The sequence below is a fragment of the Nitrospirillum amazonense genome, from assembly GCF_007828045.1.
In the GTDB taxonomy this organism is placed as follows: Bacteria; Pseudomonadota; Alphaproteobacteria; order Azospirillales; family Azospirillaceae; genus Nitrospirillum; species Nitrospirillum amazonense_C.
This window is the reverse complement of record NZ_VITN01000006.1, coordinates 312182-334885: the sequence shown is the minus strand read 5'-3', so window position 1 is coordinate 334885 and position 22704 is coordinate 312182. Positions and strand designations below refer to the sequence as shown.

Sequence of the window (22704 nt, the reverse complement as noted above, 5' to 3'; positions counted from 1 at the left end):
TGAGTGAAGATGCCGAATATGGAGATCCCGCGCGCCAGCCTGGCGAGCCAGCAGGTTTTCCCTTTTTCGCCACGCGACAGCGGGTATCATGAAACGAACGACGGGCGCCTGAACGCAATATGCAATGTATGCGGGACGCGTGGGGATATTGTCGGTTTCCGTGTGGATGATCAGCGGGAGTCGGGGTTCTGTACGGCGTGCGGCTCATTCTGCCGCCAGCGCCAGATGATGAAGGTCTTTCGCGCCCTGACAGGGCAAAGCGAAAGCGGGCCCCTTGATTTGCCCGAGCTCTTCACCGTTTATAATACCGAGTCCCGGCGCGCCGTGCATGACCTTCTGAGCCGCCTTCCCGGTTATGTCTGCTCGGAATATTTCGGCCCGGACATTCCCAGCGGCCCCCATATCGGCGCCGTGCGCCATGAGGATCTCCAGCATTTATCCCTGCCATCCGGCGCCTTCGACATTGTCATGTCCAGCGACGTCTTTGAGCATATTCCCGATCCCTATGCCGCTCACCGAGAGGTTTTCCGAGTGCTGAAACCGGGCGGGAGGCACATCTTCACTTTACCTTATCATGTGGGCGAACCACTCGACGACGTACGGGCGTTCGCGGCGGGCGGACATGTCACGTACCTGAAAGAGAAAATATTCCACGGTGACCCGGTTCGGCCCGACGAAGGCGTGCTGGTCTGGACGATCCCCGGTTTGCAGATGTTCATCAAATTGGCCGAAATCGGCTTCCGTCCGGCCATGTATCATCTTCACGATCCCCAGCACGCGATCATCGGGCCATGGTCATTGGTGTTCGTCGCGGAAAAGCCCCGCTGATCGCTCGCGCCCGCCTGTATCGCCTGCGGACCCATCCCTGCGATGACTTGGCCGACTGGCTGCACACCATAGCCGAAAACCCCGTTTCATGAGCCCTGACAGCCCGCAGTCCTCACCGCCCCCCGGCCTGACCCATCCGGGCCTGACCGGCGTGCCGGAGACCATGCTGTGGACCCTGCACAACCGCGCGGCGGAGGCCATGCGGCCCAACGCCCGTTTCCACGACCCGGAGGCGGTGCGCATCTACCAGGCCCTGGCCTATGATTATGAGCGCCACTTCGGCCGGGCGGACGGCTCGCACGCCATGCGCGCCGCCGCCATCGATGCCATCCTGCGCCGATGGCTGGACCGCCATCCGGAGGGGACCGTCGTCTCGCTGGGGGAAGGGCTGGAGACGCAGCGCCACCGCATCGACAATGGCCGCCTGAGCTGGCTGACGGTGGATTTGCCGGAGGGCATCGCCCTGCGCGACCATTTCCTGCCGCCCGGTCCGCGTGTGCGCCACCTGGCGGCCGACGCGCGCGACCCGGCCTGGATGGACGCCGTGACGGACGGCGGCCCCGTGCACATCGTGGCCCAGGGCCTGTTCATGTATCTGCCCGAGGCCGACGTGCGCCGGTTGGTGGCCACCCTGGCGCGGCGCTTCCCCGGCGGGCGGCTGGTGTTCGACACCGTGCCCGCCTGGCTGTCGCGCCTGACCCTGCGCGGCCTGCACCGCACGCCGCATTATCGCATCCCGCCCATGCCCTGGGGCATCGACACCGACGCCGTGGCCGACACTCTGCGCGGCTGGTCGCCCCAAGTGGCAGCGGTGGAGACGCTGGACTACCGCATGCCGCGCGGCCTGCCCCGCCTGATGGACACGCTGTTCCGCCTGACCCCCGCCCTGCGCCACAAGCTGCCCGGCCTGGCGCGGGTGGAATTCAAAGGTTAGCGGGCGGGCGCGGGGGCGGGCGCCGCATCCTGCTTGCGCCATGTCCTGGGCCCCAGCACCAGAAGGTTGCCGGCCACCGCCAGCGCCAAGCCGATGAAAGCCGCGGGCGACCAGTGATACCCCTCGAAGACGGTGGAGATGACCAGCGCCAGGATGGGGATCATCACGGCGACGTAGCCGGCGCGGTCCGCCCCGATGCGGCCGATCAGGGAGAAGTAGGCCAGGAAGGCGATGACCGAGCCGAACAGGGCCAGATAGCCCAGGGACACGGTGTAGCTGAGACTGGCCGGAAAGCTGAAGACGGCGCCCCGGGCCAGGGCCACGCCCACCATCAGGACGGCGCCGAAGGCCATGCTCCAGGCCGTGGCGGGCAGCAGGGGCACGCCCAGCTTGGCGCCGCGCTGCACGCAGATGCTGCCCAGGGACGCGCTGACGTTGCTGAGCATGACCAGCGCCAGGCCCACCGCCGCCTTGCCCGTCAGGCCATCCACCTGCAACTCGGGCAGGAACAGCAGCACCACACCGGTCATGCCGATCAGCCCGCCCAGTAGCACCAGGGGGCGGACGGGTTGGCGCAGGAAGATGCGGGCGTTCAGCACGTTCATGAGGCTGAGGGCCGAGCCCGCCACCGCCACCAGGCCGGACGGCAGCCGCTCGGTCGCCAGATAGACCAGCAGGTAGTTGGTGGAGAAGGTGAAGGCGCCGACCAGGGCCACCTGCCGCCAGGCGTGCCGGGGCGGGATCACCTTCTGCCCCCGCGCCACCAGCCAGCCCATGAGCAGCACGGCGGCCAGGCCGAAGCGATAGGCCACCGACACCGCCGGATCCACGGCCCCCAGCTGGAACTCGATCACATACCAGGTCGATCCCCAGATGAGGACGGCGGTCAGGTACAGGCCCAGGATGGGGGACATGGCGGCAACCCGTGAACGGCGTGGCACCGGCCACGGCCGGCGCGGGCGGCAACGTTAGAGCGAGGGCCGCCGCCGGCCAATCCGTTTCTTGTGCCGGTGACATTTTTGAGGGTACCTCTGGGCCCCTCCCCGTCTTAACGAAGGCCGTGCCGTGGACGCCCCCATCCAGCCCGTCGACCTCGCCAAAGCCTATCGCCTGCTGAACCACGGCCCCACCGTGCTGGTATCGTCCCACCATGGCGGGACGGACAACGTCATGGCCGCCGCCTGGGCCTGCCCGCTGGATTTCAGCCCGCCCAAGGTCACCGTCGTGCTGGACAAGGCCACGGCCACCCGCGCGCTGGTGGAAGGCAGCGGCGCCTTCGCCCTGCAGGTGCCGACCCGGGCGCAGGTGCGCCTGACCCGTGGCGTGGGGGGCGACAGCCTGGCCGACATGCCGGACAAGCTGGCCCGCCACGGGGTGGAGCTGTTCCGCATGGACGGCCACGTCCCGCCCCTGGTCGCCGGCTGCGCCGCCTGGCTGTCCTGCCGCGTCATTCCCGAGCCGCACAATCAGAAGACCTACGACCTGTTCATCGGCGAGGTGGTGGCCGCCTGGGCCGACGCCCGCGTCTTCAAGGACGGGCACTGGATGTACGAGGCGGCCGACCCCGCCTGGCGCAGCCTGCACCACGTGGCCGGCGGCCATTTCTACGCCATCGGCGATCCCGTCAGCGGCTGAGGCCTGCAGCCCGGTGATGGCTTAACCATTCGTCCGTGCAAAAAATTCAGAGGCGCTGGCCCAGTCGTTAGCAACCTGTTCATCTTCCCGGGCGTAAAAATAATGTCATGAGCCGCAACGCGCTGCTTCCCGCCATAATCCTTCCACAATAAAGGGCGATGGTTTTGGAAGTCTAGGAGTAAGGATTATGACCGCCGTGTTCAATAAAGATCGCCTGGTCACTTTGAGCCTGTGGGTGTTGCTGTTGAGCATCGCCTGGTCCCTGCCGGTGATCAGCTATATGCGTTCGGAACACGAACGCGCCCTGGTCAAGGCAGGCCACTACTACAAACCCGCCTTCCCGGCCGAGTTCTACGTGAACCAGCAGCCCGCCGGCACCATCACCCCGCGCTAAGTATACTTCCGCGTCCCGTCAGCCCTTCCATTTTCCTACCAGTTCACGCGCACCCCGCCGGAAATGATCCGTCCCGGGGCGATCGCCACCAGGCCATCGATGCGGCGTCCTGATTCCACCGTGCGGTCGAACAGGTTCTCCGCCGTGGCGAAAACCGCCAGATAGCCCGATATCCGCCACGTGCCCGACAGGTCCACCGTGACCGTGGGCGCCAGCGAGCGGCTGTTCAGTCCATCCTCATATTGCTGGCCGCTGGCCTTCACCCGCAGCGCCGTGGTGTAGGCGGACGACGGCGTCCAGGTCAGGTCCACCGTGCCGGTGTGCAGCGGGCTTTGCGCCAGGCGCTTGCCCACCAGGGCCGCGAAACCGTCGGCGCGCAGCACGGTCGACCGGCTCCACAGATAGCCCAAGGTGGCGTCCAGCGTGGGGTCCAAGGTCCAGGTCGCCCGCATCTCCGCCCCTTCGGCCCGCACCCGATCCAGGTTGCGGCGCTGGGCGAAGGTGCCGCCGGCCGGCACCGCCACACCGAAGCCCGGCACCACCCCCGGCTTGGTGGTGATCAGCACATTGTCCACGGCGTCGGTCACGCCATCGTGATAGGCGGTCAGGCTGACCGTGGGACCGTGCGCCGGCGCCCAGGTCACCCCCGCCTCCGCGCCCACCATGCGTTCCGGCTTCAGCAGGGCGTTGGCCTCGATGATGTCGTTGCCCACGCGATAGGGGCGATACAGCTCGTTGATGGTGGGCAGGCGAAAGCCGGTGTAGGCGGCCGCGCGCAAGGTCCAATCCGACAGGGGTCGCCAGTCAACGCCCAACCGCGCCGTGGGCAAGGCGCCGCCCCGATCGTCGTACTGGTCGTTCCGGGTCACGGCGCCGGTCTGGATAGAGCGTTCGACCCGGTGGCCATCGCCCATGGTCCAGCCGTCCAGGCGCACGCCGCCGTGCAGGTCCACGGTAGGCGCCACGGGCCAGGTCTGCTCGGCATAGACTCCGCCCACCAGCTGGTCGCCGCCGGCGTCGCGGTCGCGCTGGAACACCCCGGCCAGGGGCTGGAAGCGCTCATGCGTCGCCCCCTCGGCCCAGCGCAGGTCGGCGCCCAGCACGGTGCGGCGCCCGCCGCCCTCCTCCACCGTGGTGGACAGCGAACCGCCCGCGGCCGTGGCCGGCACGCGGTACTGGTCCAGGGCGGGCGTTTCTGCCGTGCGGGGGGCGTTGACGGAGGAGAACATGTTCTTGAAGACATAGCGGCGCAGGTACAGCGTGCCGTGCCGGGACAGGCCCAGGGGGCCCTCCTCATCCGCCAGGCGCAGGCTGCCCTCCAGCGCGTCGGTGCCGTTCTCCTGCAAGGGCGTGCCGTTGCCGCGGTGCTCATGGAAGGCGGAGAGGGTGCCGGCCAGCGCCAGCGGCCCGGCATCGCCTTGCGCCTTCACATCCACCCAGGCGTCATCCCAGCCGGCCTGGGTGTCGATGGGGCCGCGCTGGTCCGACCGCACGAGATAGCTGCCATCGCTGCGGCTGGCGTGCGCCAGGACCGAGACGCCGCCGGCAGAGACGCCGGCCGTTCCCTCCGCCAGGCCATTGCTGCCGGCGCGAACCTCGCCCCCTTCCAGCGGCTTGGTGGTGATGCGGATGACGCCGTCCAGTGCCTGGTTGCCCCAGGGGCCGGCGCCGCTGCCCTCCGTCACCGCCACGCTGGCGATGGCGGCGGTGGGCAGGCGGCTCCAGTACACCCAGCCGCCGAAGGGGTCGTTGACCGGGATGTCGTCCACCAGCACCAGGGTGCGCCCGGCGCCGTTGGGGCCCAGGGCGCGCAGGGAGACGCCTTGCGAGGTGGGGTGGGCGCTGGTGCTGCCGGTGCGGCGGAACAGGGAAAAGCCGGGGACGCCGCGCAGCGCCTCATCCAGCCGCCGCTCGGGTGCCGCGTCCAGCCAGGCGCCGTCCAGCTGCAGGGTGCCGTAGATGCGCTCGGTGGCGGCGTCGGGCGGCACGCGGCCGGTAACAATGATGGTGGGCATCTGGTCCGCATCCTCCGCCCCCCAGGCCGCCGCCGGTAACAATGCCGCCGCCAGCGCGATCCCCGCCCGCCTCATGATGACGTACCCCCCGCATTGTCCGCCCCCATATCCGGGGCTCGACGGCTTAAATGCCGCCCGGGGCCCTGTCAAATCCCCGACGGGGGCCGCGGCCCCTTGACTTCCCCCCGCCGGATGGCGTCCAAAAACGCCATGGCACCCTACCATGTCCCCAATACCACCCCGGTCGCTACTTTAGAGCCATTCCAGGATGGTTCGGCCGACCAACCGTTGCCGCCCAGCCTGACGGCGGCAGCCGTCCACGTGCTGACCACGGCGGCACCGATGGAAAAGGTGCGGCTCACGCGGACCTATGCCGCGGCCTGGCACGCCGGATCGCTGCCCGACCTGCCCGGCCCCCCGCCGCCGGACCGGCCGGCGCGGCCCGAGCGGCCGGAGCTGAAGCTGCCCCGCGACATGCCCAAGCGGCGCAAGGCCGGCAGCGTGGCGGGCCGCGTGGCCCTGCTGCACGCGCTGGCTCATATCGAGTTGAACGCCATCGACCTGGCCTGGGACATCGTCGCCCGGTTCACCACCTTCCCCGACGGCACGCCGGCGCCCCGCGCCTTCAAGGACGACTGGGTGATGGTGGCGGATGAGGAGGCCAAGCACCACGCCCTGCTGGCCGCCCGCCTGGCCACGCTGGGGGCGGCGTACGGCGACCTGCCAGCGCACGACGGGCTGTGGCAGGCCAGCGAGGTCACGGCCCACGACCTGGCCGCCCGCCTGGCCCTGGTGCCCATGGTGCTGGAGGCGCGCGGCCTGGACGTGACGCCCATGATGATCGCCAACCTGAAGAAGGTGGGGGACGAGGACAGCGCCGCCGTGCTGCAGATCATCCATGATGAGGAGATCGGCCACGTCGCCGCCGGCCGCCGCTGGTTCGGCGTCATCGCCGCCACGGCCGGCGACGATCCGGCGGAACACTGGCGCGCCCTGGTGCGCCACTACTTCAAGGGCGGCATCAAGCGCCCCTTCAATGACGCCAGCCGCCTCAAGGCCGACTTCCCGCCCGACTGGTATGAGCCGCTGGCGCCCCTGGAGACCATCCTGGCTGGTGCCTCCCCGCCCGACTGACCCTCCCGTTACCATTTGCTAACAAACTCATCTTGGGCGGCGCCCATCGCCCTTGCTACCATCCGCGCCATCCGGCTGGGCGCATGCCCGGCTCCCGCCATTCCGTGCTGCCCCCGCAGCCCCTACCACGGTGCCCGAACGCCCATGACCGCTTCCTCCTCCGGTGAGACCATGTCCCGCCGTTCCCTGCTGCGCCGCGGCCTGATGGCCGGTACCGCCCTGGTGGCCCTGACGGCCATCCCCGAGCTGATTGCCCAGCCCGCCGCGGCGGCGGAACCGTCGGAAACGGAGAAGGCGCTGAACGCCTTCTTTGAGGATTGCTGGAACGAGGACCTGGCCCGCGACCCGCAGCAGCGCACCGTGCTGGGCCTGCCGGGCCCGCACGACAAGTGGACCATTCCCGACGACGCCCACCTGCTGGAAAACTTCCACCTGGCCGAACAGCGGCTGAAGACCCTGAAGGGCTTCAAGATGGCGGAGCTGTCGCCCGGCGCGCTGATCAGCAAGCAGCTGTTCGAGAATGAGCTGCAGCAGACCATCACGCAGTATCCCTGGCGCAACCACAGCTATGTGATCAGCCAGCTGACCGGGCCGCACACCGACATCGCCAGCTTCCTGATCTCCTACCACGCCGTGGGCAGCGCGCAGGACGCGGAAGACTATGTGGCCCGCCTGGTGGGCATCGCCCCGCTGATGGACGCCTACATCACCCGCATCGGCAAGCAGGCCGACATGGGCGTCCTGCCGCCGGCCTTCGCCTTCAAATCCATCCTGGAGGCGGCACGCAACGTCATCACCGGCAAGCCGTTCACGAACGGCGCCACGGAAAGCAGCCCCCTGCTGGCCGACTTCACGGAGAAGGTAACGGCCCTGAAGCTGGCCGACGCCGAGCAGGCCCGCCTGATCGCCGCCGCGGAAAAGGCCCTGACCGGCCAGGTCCAGGCCTCCTTCCAGAAGCTGATCAGCACGGTGTCGGCGCTGGAGACCAAGGCCACCGCCAGCAACGGCGTCTGGGCCCTGCCGGATGGCGAACGCTTCTACCGTTCGCAAGTGCAGTTGATGACCACCCTGCCCCTGGATCCGGCGGCCGTGCACGCCCAGGGCCTTAAGGAGGTGGCGGCGCTGCAGGATGAGATGCGCGGCATCATGGCCAAGGTGGGCTTCAAGGGCGAACTGCGCGCCTTCTTCGATTACCTGCGCACCGACAAGCGCTTCTTCGATCCGGCCACGCCGGAGGGCCGCGCCACCCTGCTGAAGCGCGCCACCGACATCATCGACAGGATGCGGTCTGACCTGGACCGGTTCTTCCTGACCAAGCCCAAGGCCCCCATCGTGGTCAAGGCGGTGGAGCCCTTCCGCGAGAAGGCCACGGCCAGCGCCTTCTATGAGCCGGCGTCGCCGGACGGGTCGCGGCCCGGCGTGTTCTACACCAACCTATACGACATGTCGGTCAACCCCATCCCCATGCTGGAGAGCCTGGCGTATCACGAGGGCATTCCCGGCCATCACATGCAGATCGCCATCGCGCAGGAGATGGCCAACCTGCCCACCTTCCGCCGCTTCATCTGGAACAGCGCCTATGGCGAGGGCTGGGCCCTGTATGCCGAGCGCTTCCCCAAGGAATACGGCTATTACCAGGACCCCTATTCCGACGCCGGCCGCATCGCCTCGGAACTGTTCCGCGCCGCCCGCCTGGTGCTGGACACCGGCATCCACCTGAAGCGGTGGACGCGGGAACAGGCCATCGCCTACATGAACGACAACACGGCCAACCCCGAGCACGACAACATCACCGAGATCGAGCGCTACTTCGTCTGGCCGGGCCAGGCGCTGGCCTACAAGATCGGCATGAACAAGATCCTGGAACTGCGCGAGGCCGCCAAGGCCAAGCTGGGCACCAAGTTCGACATCCGCGCCTTCCACGACACCGTGCTGACCTCGGGCTCGGTCAACCTGCCGGTGCTGGAGGCGCTGGTGCAGGACTGGGTGAAGCGCACCGCCTGAGACCGATTTCAGGCATTCCGGATTTGGGACGGCCATGCCAAGCAGCTAGCCGCCCCAACCATATCCGGTATGCGTTATATTATCACACAAACTGATGGCACCGGGCGCCGGGTCAGGGCACGGTGCCGCGTAATAGGGAAAGGGCAGCCCAACCAAACGTGGCACCCGATCCGACGAGAGCTTTGGCAGTTCACGGCATGCGTGGGGGCGGCATCCCGATCCGGGGCCGCCCCTTCGTGTTTTTCACCCTCGCCGCCTACAGGCAGGGGCTGAAGACCGGCGGCCGGGGCACCGACAGCGCCGCCGCCAATTCCGCCCGCAGCTTATCCAGCGACGCGGACCGCAGACCGCCCAGCATGCGTTGGGCGTCGCCACCCGCGCATATCTTGGCCTGGGCCTCCAGACCCCGGAGGGCCGCGCCGTCCCGCTGCTTTTTCAGGCGCGCCTCCTCCGCCGCCTTCAACGCGTCCTTAGTTACGGGCGTCAAGCTGTTGGCGACCACGAAATCGTCGATCTGCTGCAAGCCCTCATCCATGAAGCGGCGCAGCGCTTCATCCCCGTCCTGGCGGCAGGTGTCCAGACCCTCGCGCAAGGCGACATAGATTTCCCGCAGGCACAGTACGGCACCGTGGCCGCTGCGATCCTCCATCACCGTCTGCGGCTTACCGCTGCCATCGCGCCATTGGCGGGCGACCACACCGCCGGCATAGGTGATTTCCCTGGTCTCATTTCCCCTGGCGTCCCGCCCCAGGCGCACGGTGGCATCTGCGGGAACCGGGATATTCCCCCAATCATCGGGCGACATCGTCTGCGCCCGTGCGATTGTGGTCAGGCCGACAGCCAACATTATGATCAGTACTAAGGCACCCACGGCTTTCCCTCCACCATAAGACGAAAGACATCTTCGCCTGCACCCGATTTGTGTCGGTAAAATGGTGGCCCGGGCCAACTCCGCCGCGTCATTTTGTACCGTCCACCACCCGGAGGTCCGACCCAGGATGGATGCCATGCCTGACATACCGACGCTGAAGACCGCGCGCTTGCTGCTGCGCCCCTGGTTGCCGACCGACCGCGACGCCTTCGCCGTCCTGGCCGCCGATCCCCGGGTGATGGAATTCCTCACCCCCCTGGACCGCGCCGGCAGCGACGCCCTGGTCGATCGCATACAGGCGCACTTCGCCCGACAGGGCTTCGGCTATTGGGCGGTGGAGGTGCCAGGGGTGGCGCCCTTCATCGGCTTCATCGGGCTGGGCACCGTGGGGTTCGAGGCCGCCTTCACCCCGGCGGTGGAGATCGCCTGGCGGCTGGCCAGCGCGCAATGGGGTCGGGGCTACGCCACCGAGGCGGCGCGGGCGGTGATGGATGCGGCCTTCACCCGTTTCGGCCTGCCGCAGGTGGTGGCCCTGACCGTGCCAGCCAACCGCCGGTCCCGCGCTGTCATGGAACGACTGGGCATGGCCCACGACCCGGCGGAGGATTTCGACCATCCCCGCCTGGCCGAGGGCCACCCCCTGCGCCGCCACGTGCTGTACCGCAAACGCCGTCCTTAAGCCGCCGGCTGGGTTGGCCGGCCGGGGGGCCGCCAGCCAGCGACAAAGATGGCCCTGGACGACGCGCGGCAACGGGCGTATGCGGCACCCGTCCGCCGCTTGCATGGATGGATGCCTGGGGAGAATGGTATGGATCAGCAGACACTTGCCGCCTACGACACCGCAGCCGGGGCGTATGCCGAAGACTGGCACGGCCAGCCGCCGCCATCGGACCTGCACGAGTTGATCCGCCGGTACTTCGCGCCCGGCCGGCCTACGGTCGACATCGGTTGCGGCAGCGGGCGGGAGGTGGCGTGGCTGGTGGCGAACGGTTATCCGGCGGTGGGCTATGACGCGTCGGAAGGGTTGCTGGCGCAGGCGCGGGCCCGCTACCCCGGGCAGGACTTCCACGCCGCCACTCTGCCGGATCTGGCCGGCCTGCCCGACCACGGCTATGCCAACGTACTGTGCGAAACGGTCATCATGCACCTGGATGCCGGCCTGGTCGCGCCCGCCGTCCGCCGGTTGGCCAGCCTGGTACGACCGGGCGGCACCCTTTATCTCAGCTGGCGGGTCACCCGGGGCGCCGATGCGCGCGACGGCGCCGGGCGCCTCTATGCCGCCTTCGACAGCCGCCTGGTGCGGGAGGCGCTGGCCATTGACGCACTGGCTGGCGCAGCCCTGCTGTTGGATGAGGAGGCCACCAGCGCCTCGTCGGGGAAGACCATCCACCGTCTGGTCGCGCGATTCTGAAAAGGGCGCCTTTGAAAATGACAAGGGCCGGCGGATCGTTCCGCCGGCCCCTTCATTACGCACTCAAAACAATACCGGCGGGCGGCGGCTTACGCCTCCGCCTCATCGAACCTTGTCCTTGGCGGGCGGAGGCTCACGCCTCCGCCTCATCGCCTTGGCCCTTGATGCGGTGGGCCAGGGCGGCCTGCAGGAACTCATCAATGTCGCCATCCAGAACCGCCCCGCTCTGGCTGGTTTCCACGCCGGTGCGCAGGTCCTTCACCATCTGGTAGGGCTGCAGGACGTAGGAGCGGATCTGGTGGCCCCAGCCGATCTCCGTCTTCTGCGCCTCCAGGTTGGCGGCGGCCTCCTCACGCTTGCGCAGCTCCATCTCATAGATGCGGGCGCGCAGCATGTCCCAGGCCTTGGAACGGTTCTTGTGCTGGCTGCGCTCCTGCTGGCAGGCGACCACGATGCCCGTGGGCATATGGGTCAGGCGCACGGCCGAGTCCGTCTTGTTCACGTGCTGGCCGCCCGCGCCCGAGGCGCGGTAGGTGTCCACCCGCACGTCCTTCTCGTTGATCTCCACCACGATCTTGTCATCGATGACGGGGGTGACGGAGACGCTGGAGAAACTGGTGTGGCGACGCGCCTGGCTGTCGAAGGGGCTGATGCGCACCAGGCGATGCACGCCCGATTCCGTCTTCAGCCAGCCATAGGCGTTGTGGCCCTTGATCTGGATGGTGGAGGACTTGATGCCCGCCTCTTCACCGTTGGTCTCGTCCAGCAGTTCCACCTTGAACTTATGCTGTTCGGCCCAGCGGCTGTACATGCGCAGCAGCATCAGCGCCCAATCCTGGGCCTCGGTGCCACCGGCACCGGCGTTCACTTCCAGATAGCAGTCGTTGGCGTCGGCCTCGCCCGACAGCAGGCTTTCCAGCTCCAGGGCCGCCGCGCGCTTCTGCAGGGCGATCAGGCCCTGTTCGGCGTCGGTGATGATCTCCTGGTCGCCTTCCAGCTCCCCCATCGCGATCAGCTCGATGCCGTCGTTCAGGTCGCGCTCCAGCGCGCGATAGCCTTCGATGGCGGTCTCAAGCTGGGTCTTTTCCCGCATGATCTTCTGCGCGCGGTCGGAATCGTCCCACAGCTTGGGGTCTTCCGACAGGGCGTTCAGTTCGTCGTAGCGGCGGAGGGCATTCTCCCAGTCAAAGATGCCTCCTTAGCAGCGTCAAGGACTGTCGCACAGCCTCGACGACCGCCTCGATCTCGGCCCGCATCGCGGTCCTCCTCGTCTCGGGTCATGAAATGGTCTTGTAACGGACCGCTTAGATAACCGCTTGGGCGCCCGATTAGAACCCTGCATTTCGATGGGGGGCGTTGCGGGATCGCCCCCACCCGCGGCGCGGACAAGAAAGGACGCCCCCCGGGGGGACGCCCTTGAAGGTCCGGGTCGATACGGGTGGGGGCCGTCAGGCGACCATGGCCAGCGAGGCCTCGTTGATCCGGCGGGTCAAGGCGTTGGCGCCGGTGGTGGCGTCGGCGATCTTGGTCAGGCTTTCGCTGATGCTGGAGACGCCGTCGGCGGCGGTCTGCATGTTGCACGAGATGTCTCGGGCCACCGCGTTCTGTTCCTCCACCGCCGCCGCCATGGCGCCGGAGATGGCGCTGATGCGGTTGATGATGCCGCCGATGCCCTGGATGGCGCTGGCCGATTCCGTGGTGGCCAGCTGCACCGTGCTGATCTGTTCGGCGATCTCGCCCGTGGCCTTGGCCGTCTGGTTGGCCAGGGCCTTGACCTCGGAAGCGACGACGGCGAAGCCCTTGCCCGCCTCACCCGCCCGCGCCGCCTCGATGGTGGCGTTCAGGGCCAGCAGGTTGGTTTGGCTGGCGATGTCGCTGATCAGCTTCACCACCTCGCCGATGCGCTGGGCGGCGCTCAACAGGCCGGAGACGGAGGCGTTGGTCCGGTCCGTCTGATGCACGGCGTCCTCGGAAATCTTGGAGGCTTCCGCCATCTGGCGGCTGATCTCCTCGATCGAGGCCACCAACTCGGTGGCGCCACCGGCGATGGCCTGCACATTGCCCGAGGCGATCAAGGCGGCGTTGGAGGCATGGTTGACCTGCTCGTCGGTCACGGTCATGGCACCGGCCAGGCCGTTCAGGTCCTGGGAGATCACCTTCTGCGTGGCGGCGCGACGGTCGCGCGCCTCCACCTGCTCGGTGATGTCGGTGGCGACTTTCACCACCTTGTAGGGCTTGCCGCTGATGTCGAAGATGGGGTTGTAGGTCGCCTGGATCCACACGGGCCGGCCGCCCTTGCCCAGGCGCTTGTATTCGGCCGACTGGAACTCGCCGCGCCCCAGCGCCGCCCAGAAGCGCCGGTACTCGTCACTGGCCCTGCAGGCCGGGTCCACGAACATGCTGTGGTGATGGCCCTGGATCTCCGCCAAGCTGTAGCCCAGGGCGTTCAGGAAATTCTCGTTGGCCGTCAGGATGGTGCCGTCCATCTTGAACTCGATGACGGCCTGGCTCTTGTGGATGGCGTTCAGTTGGCCGTTCAGATCATCGTTGCGCAGCTGGCGGGCGGTGATGTCGGTCGCCAGCTTGATGACCTTGACCGGCTTGCCGGTAACGCCGAACACCGGGGTGTAGGTCGCCTGCAGCCACACCTCCCGGCCGCCCTTGGCCAGGCGCTTGTACTCGGCGGTCTGAAATTCACCGCGGGCCAGGCTGGCCCAGAAATTCCGATACTCGTCACTGTTCCTGTGGGTCGCGTCCACGAACATGCTGTGATGCCGGCCCTGGATCTCCGCCAGGGTGTAGCCCATGGTCTTCTGGAAGTTCTCGTTGGCCGTCAGGATGGTGCCGTCGAGTTTAAACTCAATGATGGCCTGGGAGCGGTTGACGGCTTCCAGAATGGACTTCAGCTCAGAGCCCGCACCCTGTGAAAACAACCCGTTCATCATGATCGACCCCGATCTTCTCATTATTGCGTGTAGCCGAGTCTTCCCGGCCGGACATGCAAAGATTTGGGGCGGTATCCTTAAGGTTTCCTTAAAGGCGCAGACTACAAATATTCTGGTTAACGCTTTGAAAGCAACGACTTAAGATGTCATTCACTTGCCGTTCATTACTAACCTGAAGGATTGGGCCACTTTACAGTTGAACTGGCTTTATTGCTAACGATCCGCGTCAAAAACGGCTGGGCCGCCCCACACCTGGTGGGACGGCCCGGTCCTTCAACAACTGATAGGACGCTTCACGTTTCAGAAGCGGTAACCCACGCCGAAGCCGACCAGCCAGGGATTGATGTCAACGTCCGCCTTGATGGGCGTGCCCAGGCCGGCGTTCACCGTGGCCGTGGTGTTGAGCATCAGCTTCTTCAGGTCCAGGTTCAGGGACCAGTGGTCGTCCAGCTTGTAATCGACGCCGGCCTGGAAGGCGTAGCCGAAGGTGTTGTCGTACTTCAGGCCCAGGGCGTCGCCCTTGTCGACACCGTAGAACAGCGTGTAGTTCACACCGACGCCAATATAGGGGCTGATCTTTTCATGCGGCATGAAGTGGTACTGGAAGGTCAGCGTCGGCGGCAGCAGCCAGACATTGCCCAGGTCCACCTTGCCCAGCGGCGTGCCCGACGCCTTCACATTGTGGGGCGTGGTACCGGCGATCAGTTCCGCAGCGATGCTGTCGGTGAAGAAGTAGCTGAAGTCCACTTCCGGCACGATGGCCGTGCTGATGTCGGTGTGGCCGGGAATGCCGGCGCCGCCCAGCGACAGGGAGCTGCCAACATCCGGCGCCACCACAAGGGCGCGACCGCGGATCAGAAAATCACCAGCGTCGGAGGCATGAGCCGCCGGGGCCATACCGTAAATCCCGGCCATGAGCGCAGCGGCGGCCACCGTGACGGACAAAAACTTCATCACTTACCCCTCCTTGAACAATGCGGCCGGCGAATGTTCCACCGCCTTGGCGCCGCACTTGTTTTTCAATGAGGGGATTTTTATTGGAGATCGGGCCGCCTATCCCTGACCTGTATCAATCAGCATCTTCCAGGGACGCAATACGGACCGGCGGAAAGGCCATGCCAGTTTGATCAGGATCATGGCCGCCCACAGCGGACACGATGGCATCCAAGCTGTCCCCGTCCAGGCGCATAAGGCCCACCGGCAGGCTAAGGCCCCAGCCCATGGCCGCCAGCGCCCCGTCCAGCACGGCGGCCAGCGGCACCGGCCGCGACGGCAGATAGGCCACCGGCAGGCAGGCCCACTCCCGCCCCGCGGCGTCATGCTCGACATATCGTCCCCCGGGCAGGACATGACCCACCGCCAGGAAACAGGATCCGCCCAGGGCGTCGGGGGCGAAGCAGGCCACGCGATCCCCCGCCGCCACCCGGCGCAGCACGCCCTCATGGCGCACCGGCAGGCGCACATCCCCCGCCGCCCGGCCCTGGCCAATGGCACCGACGGACGCCACCCACACCCAGCCCGGCATGCCAGTGGCCAGGGGCATGGCAGGCGGCAGGTGGCGGGAAGCGGGGGCGATTTCGGGGGTCATGGCGGCGCTCCATCGACGGATAGATCTGCATCGTAGCGTCGCCCCCTGACAGATCCTGTCAGCAGCATCGCCACCCTCGCCAAACCATTCGGCAGGCGGTAGGGTCCCTGCCTTTCGCGCACCCGCTCGATACGCGCCTAGGGGGGCAGCATGCTTTTCCGGATCCTATTGCTGGCCGGCGTGGCCGCCGGCGCCGCCATCCCCGTCTGGGGCCCCGCCCGGGCCCATGACTGCCAGCCCTATCAGCCGGAGCCCGTGACCCTGACGGGGGAGATCGCCCTGCAGCACGGCACCCGCAGCGGCGCCAAGGGCGTCACCAATGAGGACTATTACGTGCTGACCTTGCCGCAGATGATCTGCGTGGCGGGGGGCACGGCGGAAACGGATGAGGACGTGGAGTCCATCGACGCCCTTCAGCTGAAACTGCCCACCGGCGTCAAGCCCCCGCTGGGTCGCCGGGTCGCCGTGACCGGCACATTGTTCCACCGCCTGGCTGATGGCCATACCGACGTGCTGCTGACCTACGACAGCGCCAAGCCCGCCCTGTAAGGGACCCCGCGGCCTACGTCTCCTCCGCCGCGTCCATCTCCGCCTTCCAGTCCGCCAGCAGGGCGTGGCGGCGGCGGGGATAGCGGTCGGCCTCCACCGTCACCTCGACGATGCGGTCGGTGCGGAAATGGCGGAAGGCCTGCCGCGTCTCGCACCACGCGGCCACCATGCGGATGCGTTCCATGAAGGCCAGGGCGAAGGGCCAGATGGTGCGGTCGCTGGCCCGCCCCTGGCCGTCGGTGTAGGCGATGCGCAGCTTGCGCTCCATCCGGATGGCGCGGCGGATTTCCGTCAGGTCGCGCGGCTCCGTCACGCTGGGCTTCAGCGACACCGGCACCAGGCCGCTATCCTCGGCCAGGGCCTTCAGGTCGGCGGGCAGCACGGCCATGATCTTGGCGGTGGCGTTCTGCGCCGCCAGGCCCAGGGGCCCGTCGCCCCGCTGCGCCACCCAGCGCAGGCCCAGCACCAGGGCCTCGATCTCGTCATCCCCGAACATCAGGGGCGGCAGCATGAAGCCGGGGCGCAGGACATAGCCCAGGCCGGCCTCCCCCTCCACCGGCACGCCCTGGGCCGCCAGGGTGGCGATGTCGCGATAGACGGTGCGGATGGACACGCCCAGTTCCCCCGCCAGGTCGGCGGCCGTCACCGGCCGGCGATGACGGCGCAACGCTTGGATAAGGTCGAGCAGGCGGGCGGAGCGGGACAAGGGATAGAAACCGGCGCGATGGATCGGAGGCCCGGCATGGTAGCCCGGCCCCCGCCCGCCCTCAATGCCAGCGGCTGGCGTCAGAACGGATTGGAGCTATTGATGACAATCAGGGTCGTTTCCTGGGCGCTGCCGAACGGGATGTTACGGGTGGCCAGCGCGGCAAAGCTGGCCGCGTCCTGATCCGCGCCGACATTCAACCAACAGTGGCGATTCGTATCTGAAAATCCAAAGAAGACCTTTGCGACCATACCCTCACAGTAACCGATCGACAGAAGGTTGTCGCTGGACAGGAATTCCCACCCCTTCTCCATCCTCACGACTTGGTCGCGCGTATAGCCGACGATTTCGCCAATCGGCAGCATCACGCCGGTGGAGCCCGTGTCCATGTCCATCGTGTGGACCTTGGCGTCCGCCTTGGTCCCGATCCTCACGTGAAAGGACGGCGCGTTGACGAACTTCTCCAGCTGCTTGGTCCCATCGGGGTTGGTGACCATTTGGGTGATGGACGGGATGAAGGGGATCAGGACGGTCGTGGTGTAGGCGCTGTAATCGGGCGTGGATCCGTCCGCCCGGGCCACCGGCGCCAATCCCATCGCGATCAGCGCGCCGGCCAGCAGGCGGCGCGGGCTTCTGAACAACAAAGACATGAGGCCTCTCCTTATCATCAATCGGTCATGACGCGGGTTGGTGCGCCATCCGAAGAGGCGCCCGGCCGCGCCAGGGCGGCGCGCCGCTGCCGCTCCCGCCAGAACAAGGCGTCGGGCCATCGGGTTTCCAGGCCGTAGAGGTAGGCGCGGTTCAGGCAATAGTCGGCATAGCGTTCCGCCACCAGCGCCGCCCGGGGCCGGGGCGGCGGCGGCAGGGCGGCGCCACAGCCCCGGGCCACATCCCGGCCAGCGGCGACGCCATCCACCAGCGCCTTGTAGACCCCTTGCGCCGCCACCGGGTCATAGCTGGCGGCGGCGTCCCCCACGGCCAGCCAGCCCGGCCCATCCACCCGCGCCAGCAGGCTGGACTGGATGGGCAGCAGCGCCGGTTCCGCGTCACCGGCACCCGGATCCACCCCGGCCGCCGCCAGCCGCGGCCCGATCAGGGCGGTGGCCGCCAATCCGCGCCGCCAGGACGGCAGTGTCCCGTCATCGCGCAACCGGCGGAGACCCGCCTGGTCGGTCACCATCATGACCACCACCTGCTCATCGGGCAGACGGGCCGCGTACCACCAGCCGTCGGGCGTCGCCTCCAGCAGGGTTTGCCAGGTCAGAATTCCGGGCAGGGGCAGAAAGGCGGCCAGGGCGTACAGGGTGTCATCCACCCGGCGTTCCACACCCAGCGCGCGGGCGAAGCGCGCCTCCGGCCCCGTCGCGTCCACCACCTGGCGGGTTTCCACGGCCCTGGTGGTGCCCGCCACGTCCAGCATCAACCGATGGCCTAAATCCGGCATGACCTCCACCCGCCGGAACGCGGCGTCGAAAACCACCGTCACGCCGGCGGTTTCCGCCGCAGCCACCAGCATGGCGTCAAACCGGCGGCGGTCCAGCCGCCACGCGGGCCCCATGGGGTTGTAGAGGAAGTCGTTATGGCCAACCCGGTCGCCACCCCACAGGGACGCACTGCCCGGACACGGCGCATGGCCATCGGCCCGGAAGCGCGCCGTCAGCCCCAGTTGCCCCAGGGGCAGCAACAGGTCGGGCGGCGCGCTTTCGCCGATGCGCTGCCGCCCCGCCACGCCCGCCTCCGCGACCAGAACGGCGATGTCCGGGCAGTGGTTCTTGAGGGACAGGGCCGTGGCCAGGCCAGCGGGCCCGCCCCCCAGGATGACGGCGTCGTACCGCGTCCGCACCGGCGGCACCCTGCTGTCAGCGGCCGCGCCGCCGCCGGCCGGCCGGCGGCCGTCTGGCCCCACCGGCAGTCCCGCCCAGGGGACCGTCCAGAACCGCCTTGGCCGGGTTGGCATTGAACGGCCAGGCCAGCACCGGCTCATCCGGATCGCCTGCGTCCTGCAACTGGCTGGCGACCTCCAAATAATGATCCGGCGACACATCGTTGCCGTCGATCACCGTGCCCTGCAGCACGATGCCGATCTGGTCCCACTGCCGCACAGCGTCCAACGGGTCCTGGAAGGTGCTGGCCGTCCGGGGATTGAGAGCGAAGCTACCCTGACCGCGGATGGACCATTTCTGCGGCGGCAGCACCTTGGCCACCACCTCATCCGCCACATAGACGGCGTCCGGCCGCTGCGCCGGCCACGACCAGTAGAGCGTGGTAGGGCTGCCGGTGGCGGTATTGGTGCCGTTGATGCTGGTCTGGTGGATGGAGCAGGAGTTGTAGTCGGTCTGCCAGGGAATGGCCATGAACTTGCAAAGGTCGCCCGGCTCCAACCCATCATCCTGGTGGTGCAGCGGTATCCACCCGCCCTTCAGGAAGGGATTGGTCGCGACGGCCTGGCTGTAATCCAGCGGCTTATGCTTGATGCGGAAAGGTCCGGCGCCGGTGCTGGCCCAGTCCTGCTGGTAAATGTCCTTCTGGCGGATGGTGTAGCTGACCTCGATCCCCGGTACATAGCGCCCGCCCAGGCAGTTGCTGAGCGAGGCCTGGTCCAACAGCTCGCCAGGGCCCAAGGCGGGCGCTGCGGCGGTGTTGAAGCGATGCTTGCTCCACTGTTCCAGGAAGAAGTACTGGGTGGGCGTGACCGTCAGGAAGGCCTTGCCCGCGTCGCCCAGCGACAGGGGCATCAGCGGCACGCCCACCGACGTCTCCCCCGCCAAGTTGGGGTTACGGATGAAGGTCAGACCCGCCATGATGGTCTGGTCGGGGTCGTCGGCGGCGGCGATGGCGTCCACCGCCGCGTGCGCCCGCTGGGCGATAGGCGGCAGGTTCACGGTCCAGCGCTGCAAAGCGGCGGCGCGGAACACCGGGTGGATGTCCGTCTCGAAATTTGGCACGTAGTCACCGTTGTAGACACCGTTGGCGTAAAGCGACGGCATCAGGTCCAAGGTGCGCACCCAGGCGTCGAACACGTCATCCCAGACGGAGACGACGTTGCGGATCTGCGGGGCGTAGGACGGATCGCAGCAGACGACCCAGCCGCCGAACGCCTCCGCCACCGTGCCGTCGGTGAACACCAGCGTGGCCGACACCGGGCCGTCGGCGGCATCATCGAACCAGCTGGGGTTGTTGGTGTCGCCGGTCATCTGGACGACTTGGCTGTATTCGTCATACTTACCGGCGGTGCGGCCGAAGGCCGACAGCACCAGCAGGCGCCCCTGCGCGTCGGTGCGCAATTCGCCCAGGGTGTCGATGGCGCCCATGGGCTCATACAGCAGGCCGGACGGGAAGCTCTTGGGATAGTCCGCGTTCTCGGCGATGCCGCCCTTGCCATCGGAATAGCTGGCCGGGGTAGTGGCATCGAAATTCACCACCGCGCTGGGCGTGCCGCCGGCCACCAGGGCGCGCGGGCCGGGATCGATCACCAGGGACTTCAGCCGCGTCTCGCTGTCGGGTGTGCCGTAGACCTGGGGATTGCGCAGCTGCGGCACCTGGCCGTCGAAGGCTTTCAAGCCTTCGGAGCTGACAACGCAATAGTTGTTGGCCTTCTTGTTGGCCAAGTGCACGGTCCAGACTACCTGCGCCACGGTGCGGCCATCGGCCAGCGTGGTGCCGGGCAGGATCTCCACCCCGCCACCGTTGGGATAGGCGTCCGGCCCCGCCAGATCGTATGCGTAGAGGCGGAAGCGCGCGGCCTGGCGCTTCAGGTTGCCGTCGGCGTCGCGCAGGTCGCCGCTGCGCACGAAGGACTCCGTCCCGTCCGTGGCCGCCTGCAAGGGCAAGCCGCCGGTGGTGTCGGTGCCGTCCAGGGGCAGGCCGGCGCTGGTCTCCGGCGAATAGTAGAAATCCTGGCTGGTGCCGAAGCGGGCGAAATTGATGGTCGGGTGAACGCGGAAAACGGTCCGGGTCGACATGGGGCACAACCTCAATTGTCCGGAAGTGACGGGGATGCGGCGTTGGGCGTCAGCCGAAGCGCGGCGTGACGCCGTTCTTCCAGCAGTTCTGGATGCAGGCGCCGACCGAGATCATCAGCGGGACAAAGCCGCCGGGATTGCCCCCGGCGAACAACTGCTCCAGCGCCGTGCGGAAGCGGCCGAACGTCTCCACCAGGGTGGCGGCCAAGGCCCGCTGGTGGTCGCTGTAATCCACCGCCAGCGTCACCGGATAGGTCAGCGGCTTCTCCACCGTCTGCCGGATGGTCTGGAACTTCTGGAAATGGGGCCAGCTGGGGTCGCTGTCGTCGGCGGTGTTCTGATAGGCCGCCGGCAGCGCCGCGCTGGCGCCGCTCGTCCCCTCCCCCTGCTCCCGGATGGTGTTGATCAGCAGCACCACCTGGTTGTAGCCGTCACCATCGCTGTCGGTGACGGTCAGGGACGGCATGTTGTTGTAGAAGGCGGAGAAGTGGTCGACCTGACGCACGCCGCCCTGGATGTGACGGCGCAGCAGGCCCGCCCCATACTGCAAGGCGTCGTAGAACTCGCCGATGCTGCCGTATTCGGTGATGGTGTCGCGCAGGATCGCTTTACCGCCCGTGTCCCACTCCGGATATTCGATCAGGCACATGCCGTTGATGCGCGGGATATCCAGCGGGCCGATCTCCGCGCTATAGGGCGCGAACTCCGGCCGGGGATCCGGCTTGTCCAGGGCGAAGTCCAGGTGTGGAATGCCATGGCCCCGGTAGACGGGGGCGGCGAAGCGCGGCGACAGGCCGTAGGCATTAGCGATGTTGCACGCCAACTGGACGTGCAACATCTCCTGGTTCACCACGCTTTGCACCAGTTGAACGGCCTGTGTCGTCCGATCGACGACCGAATACAGCGCCGACATGTAATAGGGGATGGTCCAGAATTCCAAATCCACCGCTGCCTGCAAATGCTGGTGCAGATGGGCGATGGTCCACTCATCATCCTTTAGGCGCATGGCGCGCGGCCTCCTCATCATGCAAGGACGCTTCTTTGTGGATAAGCACCCTCATGGTCGCAGAGGATAAGTCACATACACGCCATAGTACACAATTCACATGTCACAAGTTGTGACATGGCCCATTACAAAACCGTTACCGTGTGGGCCCTCTATTCCATCACCACCGTTCCCTCGGTCACCACCGGGAAATTGACGGAGTTGGCGATGAAACAGAAATGGTGCGCCTTGCCGTGGAGCGACTGGGCCAGCGCCGGGTCCCCCCCGGCGGTGATGGTCACCGTGGGGCGCAGGGTCACGCGGGTGAAGTGCCCATTGCCGTCCGCCGTCTCCACCATCGTGCCCTCCGCCTGGTCCTGGTAGGCGGTGACGACCAGCCCGGCCTCGGCGGCCAGGTGCAGGTACCACAGCTTGTGGCAGGTGGAGAGGGAGGCGACCAGCATCTCCTCCGGATTGTAGCGGGTGGCGTCGCCCAGGAAGGCGGGGTCGGAGGAGCCGGGGATGACCGGCTTGCCCGCCGCCCGGATCTCATGGTCGCGGGTGTAGGCGCGATAGTTGGCCGTACCCTGCCCCTTGTTCCCGGTCCAGGTGACGGTGACGCGGTAGGTGTGTTGCTTGCCAGCCATGATGTCGCTCCCTTCGGGTGATGGTCGTTGCCGGCATTGGAGGGGAGCCATTGCAGGGGCGCCAGGGGGAACCACCGCAGAACGGACATGCGCTCT

General features: G+C 67.3%; 22 protein-coding genes. 9 read left to right on the top strand and 13 right to left on the bottom strand.

Annotation, left to right across the window (positions count from 1 at the left end):
• Positions 1-9: 9 nt before the first annotated feature.
• Together FBZ89_RS13030 and FBZ89_RS13025 are read left to right on the top strand one after the other, a co-directional pair.
• The gene (locus tag FBZ89_RS13030; RefSeq protein WP_246172170.1) at positions 10-828 is read left to right on the top strand and encodes a class I SAM-dependent methyltransferase; all 819 of its coding nucleotides are present in this window, start codon (positions 10-12) and stop codon (positions 826-828) included.
• A gap of 88 nt (positions 829-916) precedes the next feature.
• Positions 917-1762 carry a class I SAM-dependent methyltransferase gene (locus FBZ89_RS13025; RefSeq protein WP_145750383.1) on the top strand — a complete coding sequence of 282 codons (846 nt, stop codon included), beginning with the start codon at positions 917-919 and terminating at the stop codon, positions 1760-1762.
• Here FBZ89_RS13025 and FBZ89_RS13020 read toward each other — a convergent pair.
• Positions 1759-2676 (bottom strand): DMT family transporter, encoded by a 918-nt coding sequence (locus tag FBZ89_RS13020; RefSeq protein ID WP_145750382.1) that lies wholly within the window; start codon positions 2674-2676, stop codon positions 1759-1761. The genes FBZ89_RS13025 and FBZ89_RS13020 overlap by 4 nt on opposite strands.
• Before the next feature lie 151 nt (positions 2677-2827).
• Between FBZ89_RS13020 and FBZ89_RS13015 the strand changes: the two genes are divergently transcribed.
• Both FBZ89_RS13015 and FBZ89_RS13010 read left to right on the top strand, forming a co-directional pair.
• Positions 2828-3397, top strand: a complete 570-nt coding sequence (locus tag FBZ89_RS13015; protein ID WP_145750381.1) for a flavin reductase family protein — start codon at positions 2828-2830, stop codon at positions 3395-3397.
• Between the two features lie 187 nt (positions 3398-3584).
• Positions 3585-3791 carry a hypothetical protein gene (locus FBZ89_RS13010; RefSeq protein WP_145750380.1) on the top strand — a complete coding sequence of 69 codons (207 nt, stop codon included), beginning with the start codon at positions 3585-3587 and terminating at the stop codon, positions 3789-3791.
• Between the two features lie 35 nt (positions 3792-3826).
• On the opposite strand, the gene FBZ89_RS13005 is transcribed toward FBZ89_RS13010, so the two are convergent.
• Positions 3827-5881: a TonB-dependent receptor plug domain-containing protein gene (locus tag FBZ89_RS13005; protein WP_145750379.1), complete on the bottom strand. Its 2055-nt coding sequence runs from the start codon at positions 5879-5881 to the stop codon at positions 3827-3829.
• Between the two features lie 267 nt (positions 5882-6148).
• Here FBZ89_RS13005 and FBZ89_RS13000 point away from each other — a divergent pair, with 267 nt between their 5' ends.
• Positions 6149-6940: a ferritin-like domain-containing protein gene (locus FBZ89_RS13000; RefSeq protein WP_246172169.1), complete on the top strand. Its 792-nt coding sequence runs from the start codon at positions 6149-6151 to the stop codon at positions 6938-6940.
• 171 nt (positions 6941-7111) lie between these two features.
• Complete coding sequence (locus tag FBZ89_RS12995; RefSeq protein WP_246172164.1) at positions 7112-8944, top strand: DUF885 domain-containing protein; 1833 nt, start codon at positions 7112-7114, stop codon at positions 8942-8944.
• A 256-nt stretch (positions 8945-9200) separates the two neighbouring features.
• On the opposite strand, the gene FBZ89_RS12990 is transcribed toward FBZ89_RS12995, so the two are convergent.
• Positions 9201-9749 carry a hypothetical protein gene (locus FBZ89_RS12990; RefSeq protein WP_145750376.1) on the bottom strand — a complete coding sequence of 183 codons (549 nt, stop codon included), beginning with the start codon at positions 9747-9749 and terminating at the stop codon, positions 9201-9203.
• Between the two features lie 202 nt (positions 9750-9951).
• Between FBZ89_RS12990 and FBZ89_RS12985 the strand changes: the two genes are divergently transcribed.
• Both FBZ89_RS12985 and FBZ89_RS12980 read left to right on the top strand, forming a co-directional pair.
• Complete coding sequence (locus FBZ89_RS12985; protein WP_211115211.1) at positions 9952-10494, top strand: GNAT family N-acetyltransferase; 543 nt, start codon at positions 9952-9954, stop codon at positions 10492-10494.
• Between the two features lie 129 nt (positions 10495-10623).
• On the top strand, positions 10624-11226 hold the full coding sequence (locus tag FBZ89_RS12980; RefSeq protein ID WP_145750374.1) for a class I SAM-dependent methyltransferase: 603 nt from the start codon (positions 10624-10626) through the stop codon (positions 11224-11226).
• Positions 11227-11359: 133 nt separating this feature from the next.
• Here the strand turns inward: FBZ89_RS12980 and prfB are convergent.
• The 4 genes from prfB to FBZ89_RS12960 form a co-directional block, all read right to left on the bottom strand.
• Positions 11360-12482 (bottom strand): peptide chain release factor 2 gene (gene prfB / locus FBZ89_RS12975; protein ID WP_145750373.1). Its coding sequence is split into 2 segments (ribosomal slippage): positions 11360-12412 and positions 12414-12482, totalling 1122 coding nucleotides; the frame shifts between segments, so codons are not numbered across the junction.
• Positions 12483-12674: 192 nt separating this feature from the next.
• A complete protein-coding gene (locus tag FBZ89_RS12970; RefSeq protein WP_246172163.1) occupies positions 12675-14171 on the bottom strand; it encodes a methyl-accepting chemotaxis protein in 1497 nt (498 codons plus the stop codon).
• Between the two features lie 300 nt (positions 14172-14471).
• A complete protein-coding gene (locus FBZ89_RS12965) occupies positions 14472-15125 on the bottom strand; it encodes an OmpW/AlkL family protein (RefSeq protein WP_145750372.1) in 654 nt (217 codons plus the stop codon).
• A gap of 115 nt (positions 15126-15240) precedes the next feature.
• Positions 15241-15759 (bottom strand): EVE domain-containing protein, encoded by a 519-nt coding sequence (locus tag FBZ89_RS12960; protein ID WP_145750371.1) that lies wholly within the window; start codon positions 15757-15759, stop codon positions 15241-15243.
• Between the two features lie 150 nt (positions 15760-15909).
• On the opposite strand from FBZ89_RS12960, the gene FBZ89_RS12955 reads away from it, so the two are divergent.
• A complete protein-coding gene (locus tag FBZ89_RS12955) occupies positions 15910-16308 on the top strand; it encodes a hypothetical protein (protein WP_145750370.1) in 399 nt (132 codons plus the stop codon).
• A 13-nt stretch (positions 16309-16321) separates the two neighbouring features.
• Here FBZ89_RS12955 and FBZ89_RS12950 read toward each other — a convergent pair whose 3' ends face one another.
• The 6 genes from FBZ89_RS12950 to FBZ89_RS12925 all read right to left on the bottom strand — a co-directional run bounded on the left by FBZ89_RS12950 (position 16322) and on the right by FBZ89_RS12925 (position 22608).
• Positions 16322-17014, bottom strand: coding sequence for a helix-turn-helix transcriptional regulator (locus FBZ89_RS12950; protein WP_186457336.1), 693 nt, complete (start codon positions 17012-17014; stop codon positions 16322-16324).
• A gap of 80 nt (positions 17015-17094) precedes the next feature.
• Positions 17095-17664 (bottom strand): hypothetical protein, encoded by a 570-nt coding sequence (locus FBZ89_RS12945; RefSeq protein ID WP_145750368.1) that lies wholly within the window; start codon positions 17662-17664, stop codon positions 17095-17097.
• Between the two features lie 17 nt (positions 17665-17681).
• Entirely contained in the window at positions 17682-18857 is a 1176-nt protein-coding gene (locus FBZ89_RS12940; protein ID WP_186457335.1) for an FAD-dependent monooxygenase, read from the bottom strand.
• A 16-nt stretch (positions 18858-18873) separates the two neighbouring features.
• Positions 18874-20976, bottom strand: coding sequence for a LodA/GoxA family CTQ-dependent oxidase (locus tag FBZ89_RS12935; protein ID WP_186457334.1), 2103 nt, complete (start codon positions 20974-20976; stop codon positions 18874-18876).
• 49 nt (positions 20977-21025) lie between these two features.
• On the bottom strand, positions 21026-21982 hold the full coding sequence (locus FBZ89_RS12930) for a ferritin-like domain-containing protein (protein ID WP_145750366.1): 957 nt from the start codon (positions 21980-21982) through the stop codon (positions 21026-21028).
• A 152-nt stretch (positions 21983-22134) separates the two neighbouring features.
• On the bottom strand, positions 22135-22608 hold the full coding sequence (locus FBZ89_RS12925) for an OsmC family protein (protein ID WP_145750365.1): 474 nt from the start codon (positions 22606-22608) through the stop codon (positions 22135-22137).
• Between the last annotated feature and the right edge of the window lie 96 nt (positions 22609-22704).

Coding starts and splice junctions, on each gene's coding strand:
- FBZ89_RS12930 (WP_145750366.1), bottom strand. CDS start 21,982: ATGCGCCTAAAGGATGATGAGTGGACCATCGCCCATCTGCACCAGCAT.
- FBZ89_RS12960 (WP_145750371.1), bottom strand. CDS start 15,759: ATGACCCCCGAAATCGCCCCCGCTTCCCGCCACCTGCCGCCTGCCATG.
- FBZ89_RS12925 (WP_145750365.1), bottom strand. CDS start 22,608: ATGGCTGGCAAGCAACACACCTACCGCGTCACCGTCACCTGGACCGGG.
- FBZ89_RS12945 (WP_145750368.1), bottom strand. CDS start 17,664: ATGTCTTTGTTGTTCAGAAGCCCGCGCCGCCTGCTGGCCGGCGCGCTG.
- FBZ89_RS12955 (WP_145750370.1), top strand. CDS start 15,910: ATGCTTTTCCGGATCCTATTGCTGGCCGGCGTGGCCGCCGGCGCCGCC.
- FBZ89_RS12970 (WP_246172163.1), bottom strand. CDS start 14,171: ATGATGAACGGGTTGTTTTCACAGGGTGCGGGCTCTGAGCTGAAGTCC.
- FBZ89_RS12995 (WP_246172164.1), top strand. CDS start 7,112: ATGTCCCGCCGTTCCCTGCTGCGCCGCGGCCTGATGGCCGGTACCGCC.
- FBZ89_RS12965 (WP_145750372.1), bottom strand. CDS start 15,125: ATGAAGTTTTTGTCCGTCACGGTGGCCGCCGCTGCGCTCATGGCCGGG.
- FBZ89_RS12935 (WP_186457334.1), bottom strand. CDS start 20,976: ATGTCGACCCGGACCGTTTTCCGCGTTCACCCGACCATCAATTTCGCC.
- FBZ89_RS13010 (WP_145750380.1), top strand. CDS start 3,585: ATGACCGCCGTGTTCAATAAAGATCGCCTGGTCACTTTGAGCCTGTGG.
- FBZ89_RS13025 (WP_145750383.1), top strand. CDS start 917: ATGAGCCCTGACAGCCCGCAGTCCTCACCGCCCCCCGGCCTGACCCAT.
- FBZ89_RS12980 (WP_145750374.1), top strand. CDS start 10,624: ATGGATCAGCAGACACTTGCCGCCTACGACACCGCAGCCGGGGCGTAT.
- FBZ89_RS13030 (WP_246172170.1), top strand. CDS start 10: ATGCCGAATATGGAGATCCCGCGCGCCAGCCTGGCGAGCCAGCAGGTT.
- FBZ89_RS12990 (WP_145750376.1), bottom strand. CDS start 9,749: ATGTCGCCCGATGATTGGGGGAATATCCCGGTTCCCGCAGATGCCACC.
- FBZ89_RS12985 (WP_211115211.1), top strand. CDS start 9,952: ATGCCTGACATACCGACGCTGAAGACCGCGCGCTTGCTGCTGCGCCCC.
- FBZ89_RS13000 (WP_246172169.1), top strand. CDS start 6,149: ATGGAAAAGGTGCGGCTCACGCGGACCTATGCCGCGGCCTGGCACGCC.
- FBZ89_RS13005 (WP_145750379.1), bottom strand. CDS start 5,881: ATGAGGCGGGCGGGGATCGCGCTGGCGGCGGCATTGTTACCGGCGGCG.
- FBZ89_RS13020 (WP_145750382.1), bottom strand. CDS start 2,676: ATGTCCCCCATCCTGGGCCTGTACCTGACCGCCGTCCTCATCTGGGGA.